The 6760-nt window shown below is 40.3% G+C and carries 5 protein-coding genes; all 5 read left to right on the top strand.

The genetic code is table 11. The features are described 5' to 3' along the window. Positions 1 to 1625 (top strand): single-stranded-DNA-specific exonuclease RecJ (recJ, locus tag IIC38_05775; protein MCH8125453.1); only part of this gene is annotated, 1625 nt, incomplete at its 5' end. Positions 1626 to 1702: 77 nt separating this feature from the next. Continuing rightward, a complete protein-coding gene (locus tag IIC38_05770) occupies positions 1703 to 3367 on the top strand; it encodes an acyl-CoA carboxylase subunit beta (protein MCH8125452.1) in 1665 nt (554 codons plus the stop codon). A gap of 89 nt (positions 3368 to 3456) precedes the next feature. Beyond that, on the top strand, positions 3457 to 4608 hold the full coding sequence (locus tag IIC38_05765) for an acyl-CoA dehydrogenase (GenBank protein ID MCH8125451.1): 1152 nt from the start codon (positions 3457 to 3459) through the stop codon (positions 4606 to 4608). 24 nt (positions 4609 to 4632) lie between these two features. Beyond that, a complete protein-coding gene (locus tag IIC38_05760) occupies positions 4633 to 5817 on the top strand; it encodes an acetyl-CoA C-acetyltransferase (protein ID MCH8125450.1) in 1185 nt (394 codons plus the stop codon). Positions 5818 to 5843: 26 nt separating this feature from the next. Continuing rightward, positions 5844 to 6692 (top strand): 3-hydroxybutyryl-CoA dehydrogenase, encoded by an 849-nt coding sequence (locus IIC38_05755; protein ID MCH8125449.1) that lies wholly within the window; start codon positions 5844 to 5846, stop codon positions 6690 to 6692. Positions 6693 to 6760 lie beyond the last annotated feature (68 nt).

Below are 6760 nucleotides of genomic sequence, written 5' to 3'. Positions count from 1 at the left end.
TAAATATACCCCTTCCAATAGCTAGAATCTTACTCAAACGTAAAATTCAAAATCTTGAGCAGGCGAAATTATTCTTTCGCCCAAATATACAGAATTTAAATGATCCATTTTTGATGAAAGATATGGATATCGCCGTGGATCGCATTATTACTGCAAAGAAAAATCAAGAAAATGTAGTCATTTATGGCGATTATGATGTGGATGGCACAACCTCGATTGCCTTGCTAACCCTATTCTTTAAAGAAATAGGGCTCCCGACAAAATATTATATCCCTAAAAGATTGAAAGAAGGATATGGGCTTTCAAAAGAAGCAATTGATGAAATTAAAAGCTGGGGTGCACATTTAATTATTACAACAGATTGTGGAATCACTGCATCTGATCAAGTGGCGCATGCAAATCAACTTGGTATTGATGTTATAATCAGTGATCATCACCAGCCTGGTAATGTGCTGCCAAACGCTTTAGCTGTGCTTAATCCCAATCAGCCGGGTTGTGAGTATCCTTTTAAAGAACTTGCCGGTATTGGGGTTGCGTTTAAGTTGGTTCAGGCAATTGCACAAAGGCTTGGCTTGGATCACGATACCTATTGCAAATATCTGGATTTGGCTGGAATAGGAAGTTCTGCAGATATTGTCCCTTTGATAGACGAAAACCGAATTTTAGTTCATGAAGGTTTGAAGCGAATTAATGAGACACCAAGAATTGGAGTTCAAGCGCTTTTACTGCAAGCCGGGTTATTTAAAAAAAATATTGGGACAGGGCAAATCGTGTTTTCGATTGCCCCTAGAATTAATGCAGCTGGCCGGATGGGTGAAGCAAACAGGGCTGTGGATCTATTGATGACAGAATCAGAAAACCTGGCTAATAATATTGCAGCAATTTTGGAAGCTGAAAACAAATCCAGGCGATTGGTTGATGAAAAAATTTTTAAAGAAGCCTGTGAAATCCTGGAGGAAAAAACGGTGGATGCAAAATTCATCGTCTTATCCAAGGCAGGATGGCATCCCGGTGTTATTGGTATTGTTGCCTCTCGTTTAGTAGAGAAATTCTATCGGCCAACAGTTTTAATTGCTACGGAAAATGGAGTAGGTAAAGGATCAGTCAGGAGTATTCCCGGATTTAATGTGTATGAAGCGCTGAAATCCTGTGAACAATTGATGCTGGGATTTGGCGGACATAAGTATGCAGCAGGAATAAAGATAGAATCGGATAAAATACCCCAACTATGTCAGCAACTAAATGAATATGCCGATAAAAATATGGATGAGAATTTATTAATCCCAAAAATTAGGATAGATACTGAATTGAATCTTGATGAGATGACTCCGCGTTTTTTAAAAATATTAAAACTATTTGCTCCTTTTGGTCCACAAAATATGAGGCCGGTATTCATGTCACAAAATCTGGAAGTTGTTGGATCGCCAAACATTGTCGGCAAAAATCATTTGCGGATGAAAGTTCGCCAAAATGGAGTGGTCGTTGATTCGATAGGTTTTGACATGGGTGATTTAATGTACCGAGTAGAACCAAGCAAAAAGAACCTGGACATGGTTTACTGCATCGAAGAAAACGAATTTTTGGGAAGGACCAACCTGCAGTTAAAAATTAAAGACCTGCGATAAAGAAACAGGAATGGATGTTGTATAAATTTGTTTTATCGATATAGAATAGGCAATCAAAAAAAACATAGAAGGGTTCTATGAAAAGATATTCTTCCGGATTAAAATCGAATTCTTCACAATATAAACAGCGCCATAACAGGATGCTCGAGCTTTTAAATGAACTTAATCTTAAACAAAAAGAGATAGTTACACCGGCACCAAAAGCTTTAGAAAAACTTCACAACAGGAACAAAAACTCAGCCCGGGAAAGGATTCAGGCGATTCTCGATAAAGACTCGTCTTTATTAGAACTCGGCTTATTTGCCGGCTATGAGATGTATGAGGATATCCCGGGAGGATACCCGTCTGGGGGTACAATTATTGGCATTGGGACTGTAAGTGGTCGCAAAACCATGATAATTGCGAATGAACCATTGGTTAAATCTGGCGCCTGGGTTGGAATTACCTGTAAAAAAAATCTGCGTGGCCAGGAAATTGCTATGGAAAATCGCTTGCCGGTTATCTATATGGTTGATTCCGCCGGGGTTTTTCTGGACAAACAAGAAGAGGTATTTCCGGATAAAGAGCATTTTGGTCGAATATTTAGAAATAATGCGATTATTGCAGCAATGGGGATTCCGCAAATTACCTGTGTTTTCGGTTTCAGCGTTGCGGGTGGAGCCTACTTACCAGGAATGAGCTCAAGTTTGGCGATGGTGGATCAAAATGCATGCATGTTTTTGGCAGGTCCGTTTTTGGTTAAATCTGCTTTGGGCCAGGAAGTCGATATCCAAACATTAGGAGGGGCCAAAATGCATAATGAAGTAAGCGGTGTCGCCGATCACCAATTCGAGAATGAAAATGAAGCATTCGAATGGATTCGAGATCAGATGAGTCTACTTGGCCATACTTCGAATGCTGTGTTTGATCGTGTTGATCCTGAAAATCCATTTTATGATCCAGAGGAAATTCTTGGCATATTACCGGATGATGCGAGGGGAACTTATGAAACTTTGGAAATTATAGCAAGACTTGTTGATGGTAGCCGTTTGGAAGAGTTTAAGCCAAATTTTGGCAAGACACTTGTCACAGCTTTTGCCAGAATAGGTGGCTTTGCAGTTGGCATTATCGCAAACCAGGGAAGGCCGGTTAAAAAAGAAATGCCACTGGATGCGAACGGGAACCACCAGCCGCCCCAAATCCAGATGGGTAATGTGATCTATAGTGATTCGGCCAATAAAGCCACTCATTTTATTATGCTTTGTAATGAAAGGAAAATTCCACTTGTATTTTTGCATGATGTCACGGGTTTCATGGTAGGACGCCAAGTAGAGAGTGAAGGAATTATCAAGGACGGCGCTCAATTCGTAAATGTACAAGCAAATTCTGTGGTTCCAAAATTTTCCGTTATTTTGCGAAACAGCTATGGCGCCGGAAATTATGCCATGTGTGGTAAAGCTTATGATCCCCGTTTAATATTTTCCTGGCCTACAGCAAAAATAGCCGTTATGGATGGAGAAATCGCAGCAAATACAATATTATCTACTAAAAAGAATATAAGCAATGAAGAAAGAGAAACGCTTAAAAGAGAAATATTGGAAAAGTATAAGAAAGAAACATCGCCGTATTTCTCTGCAGCTAGATTGATTACAGATGATATTATCGATCCGAGAAATACACGTGGTTGCCTCATAGAAGGTTTGGAAATAGCTTCTAATAATCCCAATACCGGTGAATTTAGAACCGGTGTAATGCGGATGTAGCTTTTGTTGAATCTCATTCTTCCTGGTCTTAACAATAATAATTTTAAATAGAATTGAATTTAAATATTTAATTGTAATTTGGAGAATCTATGGATTTCGAATTATCCGAAGAACATAAAATGCTGCAAGACCTGGTTCGTGATTTTGTAGCTTCAGAATTGGAGCCTATTGCATCAGAGCTGGACGAACAAAAACGTTTTCCAAAAGAAATCTTAAGTAAAATGGGTAAATTGGGTTTGCTTGGGATTCCGTTCCCGGAAGAGTACGAAGGGGCAGGAATGGATACCCTGGCATTTGCCCTTGCAGTAGAGCAAATTGCCGGAGCATGCGGTTCCACTGCGCTTACCCTTTGTGCCCACTCATCTCTTGGTACTTATCCAATTTTTAATTGGGGAACTGAAGAACAGAAGAACAAATATTTACCAGACCTCTGTTCGGGTAGAAATCTTGGGGCTTTCAGTCTTACCGAACCGGATGCAGGTTCTGATGCAGCCGCATTAAAAACGACAGCCGTTAAAAGAAACGGCAATTATTATTTAAATGGCACTAAGATGTACGTTACCAATGGCGGTCATGCTAAGACCATCATAGCCTTTGCCAGGACGGATTCAGCCGTAGCAAAACATAAAGGCATTACTGCATTCATAGTAGAAGCAGGGTCACCTGGATTCAAGCTTGGCAAAGAAGAAAGAAAACTTGGTGTGAACGCTTCAAATACGCAAGAAATTATTTACGAAGATTGCATAGTTCAGGAAGAAAACGTGCTGGGTAAACCGGAAGAGGGCTTTGGAATCGCTATGCAAATCTTAGATGGTGGAAGAATAGGTATTGGCGCTATGGCATTGGGTATAGCACAAGCTGCTTACGATCGCGCCAGAAAATATGCCAGTGAAAGGGTGCAATTTGGTAAGCCAATTTCAAACTTTCAACCTATTCGATTCAAGTTATCCGATATGGCAACTGAAATTGCCGCAGCCAGGCTTATGGTCTATCATTCTGCCTGGTTAAAAGATAGGGGAAAGGCATTTATGAAATATGCAGCTATGGCCAAGCTTTTCGCTTCGGAAGTGGCAATGAGAACGACAAATCAAGCAATCCAGGTTCATGGAGGTTATGGGTATCTAAAAGATTACCCCGTGGAACGCTATTATCGCGATGCAAAGCTTACCACCATAGGCGAAGGGACTTCTGAAGTTCAGCGTTTGGTCATTGCTAAGTATATTTTAGATGAAGTGAAATAACCAAATAGACCATTAGGAGGAACCATGGTAAACAATAAAGAAGCTGTAATTGTGAGTGCTTGCAGGACTGCGGTGGGTGCTTTCAATGGAGCATTGGCAACAGTACCCGCTACAAAACTTGGTTCAATTGTAATTGAAGAAGCTTTGAAACGTGTGAATATAAATACATCAGATGTGGATGAAGTGATTATGGGGTGTGTTTTACCCGCAGGGCTTGGCCAAGCCCCGGCACGCCAAGCTGCCTTAGGTGCTGGTTTACCAACCAATGTTGAATGTATGACCATCAATAAAGTATGTGGTTCCGGATTAAAGGCAGTTATGTTGGCAACTCAGGCGATTCTCCTTGGCGATGCAGATATTATTGTGGCTGGCGGTATGGAAAACATGAGTCAAGCTCCGTATTATCTGGAAAAAGCCAGGCAAGGCTATAGACTGGGCCACGGCCAATTAGTTGATGGCTTGATTAAAGATGGTTTGTGGGATGTTTACAATAATTATCATATGGGAAATGCAGCTGAACTTTGTGCTCGAGAGAAAACCATTACGCGGCAGGATCAGGATGAATTTGCAGAGTTGAGTTATAAACGTGCTTTGGCGGCACAAGAATCAGGCTGGTTTACAGATGAGATTGTTCCGGTTTCAATCTCGCAGAGAAAAGGGGATCCCCTGTCTGTTTCCGAAGATGAGGAACCGAAGAAAGTTAACTTTGATAAGATGAAAACTTTACGACCTGCATTCGATGAAGATGGAACAGTGACTGCTGCCAATGCCTCAAAGATCAATGATGGTGCTGCTGCGATAGTTGTTATGTCGGCAGATAAAGCCAAGGAACTAGGCATCGAACCACTTGTGACGATCAAAGGCCAGGCATCTTTTGCACATAAACCGGAATGGTTTACGACTGCGCCAATTGGTGCAATTCAAAAAGTTTTAAAGAAATCTAATCTCGATCTAAACGAAATAGACTTATTTGAAATTAATGAAGCATTTTCTGTGGTACTGTTGGCAGCCCAGAGAGAATTAGCTATTCCGATGGATAAAATAAACATTCATGGCGGCGCGGTTGCTATAGGGCATCCAATCGGGGCAAGTGGCGCTCGAATCTTAACAACTCTTATTTATGCTTTAAAGCGTACCAATTTGAAGAAGGGCTTAGTGACTCTTTGTATAGGTGGTGGAGAAGCTGCAGCTTTAACAGTGGAGAGCTGATAACTATATATTAAGCAGGAGTTGCGATGAACGAAAATAGGGTGGTTGTGATTGGTGCGGGGACAATGGGAAATGGTATTACTCATATTTTTGCCCAACGTGGTTACAAAGTAAGTTTAGTTGATATAAGACAAGAATTTTTGGCTCGTGCTCTAAACGCAATTGAGAAAAATCTTGATCGACAAATCAAAAAAGAATTGATATCCGAAACAGATAAAAAGGAAACTTTAAAGAGGGTCTCTACATCAACCGATTTTGCCGAGGTTAAAGATGCTTTTCTCTATATCGAAGCAGTTCCTGAGAATGCGAGATTAAAATGCGATATTTTCAGAAAACTTGATGTAATCACTACAGAAGGAGCAATTATTGCTTCTAATACATCATCGATTTCAATCACGGAATTAGCGGCTGCGACCAATCGACCGGAAAATGTGATTGGTATGCATTTTATGAATCCTGTCCCGGTTATGACATTGATTGAAGTAATTCGTGGACTCGCAACATCGGACGATACATTAAATACAATCATAGAAGTTTCAAAAAAACTTGGTAAAACGCCGGTTGAGGTTCATGATTATCCGGGTTTTATTTCGAATCGTGTACTCATGCCGATGATTAACGAAGCAATTTATTGTCTTATGGAAGGTGTTGCAAACGAAGAGTCAATCGATACTGTGATGAAATTGGGAATGAACCATCCAATGGGTCCTTTAAGGTTAGCGGATTTTATTGGCTTGGACGTTTGTTTAAATATAATGAATGTCCTTTATGAAGGATTCGGAGATCCAAAATATCGACCCTGTCCATTATTGAAAAAAATGGTCACGGCAGGATATTTGGGTAAAAAAAGTGGACGTGGGTTTTATAACTATTAATTGTTGTCGATAGACTTTACAGCTTAACTTAGTACCATTGAATAGGTTAGCATAAGTTTCAAATTTAA

This window comes from candidate division KSB1 bacterium (assembly GCA_022566355.1).
Lineage (GTDB): Bacteria > Zhuqueibacterota > JdFR-76 > JdFR-76 > DREG01 > JADFJB01.
Note: the sequence above shows the minus strand (reverse complement) of the source record. Positions and strands in the feature narration are given on the sequence as shown.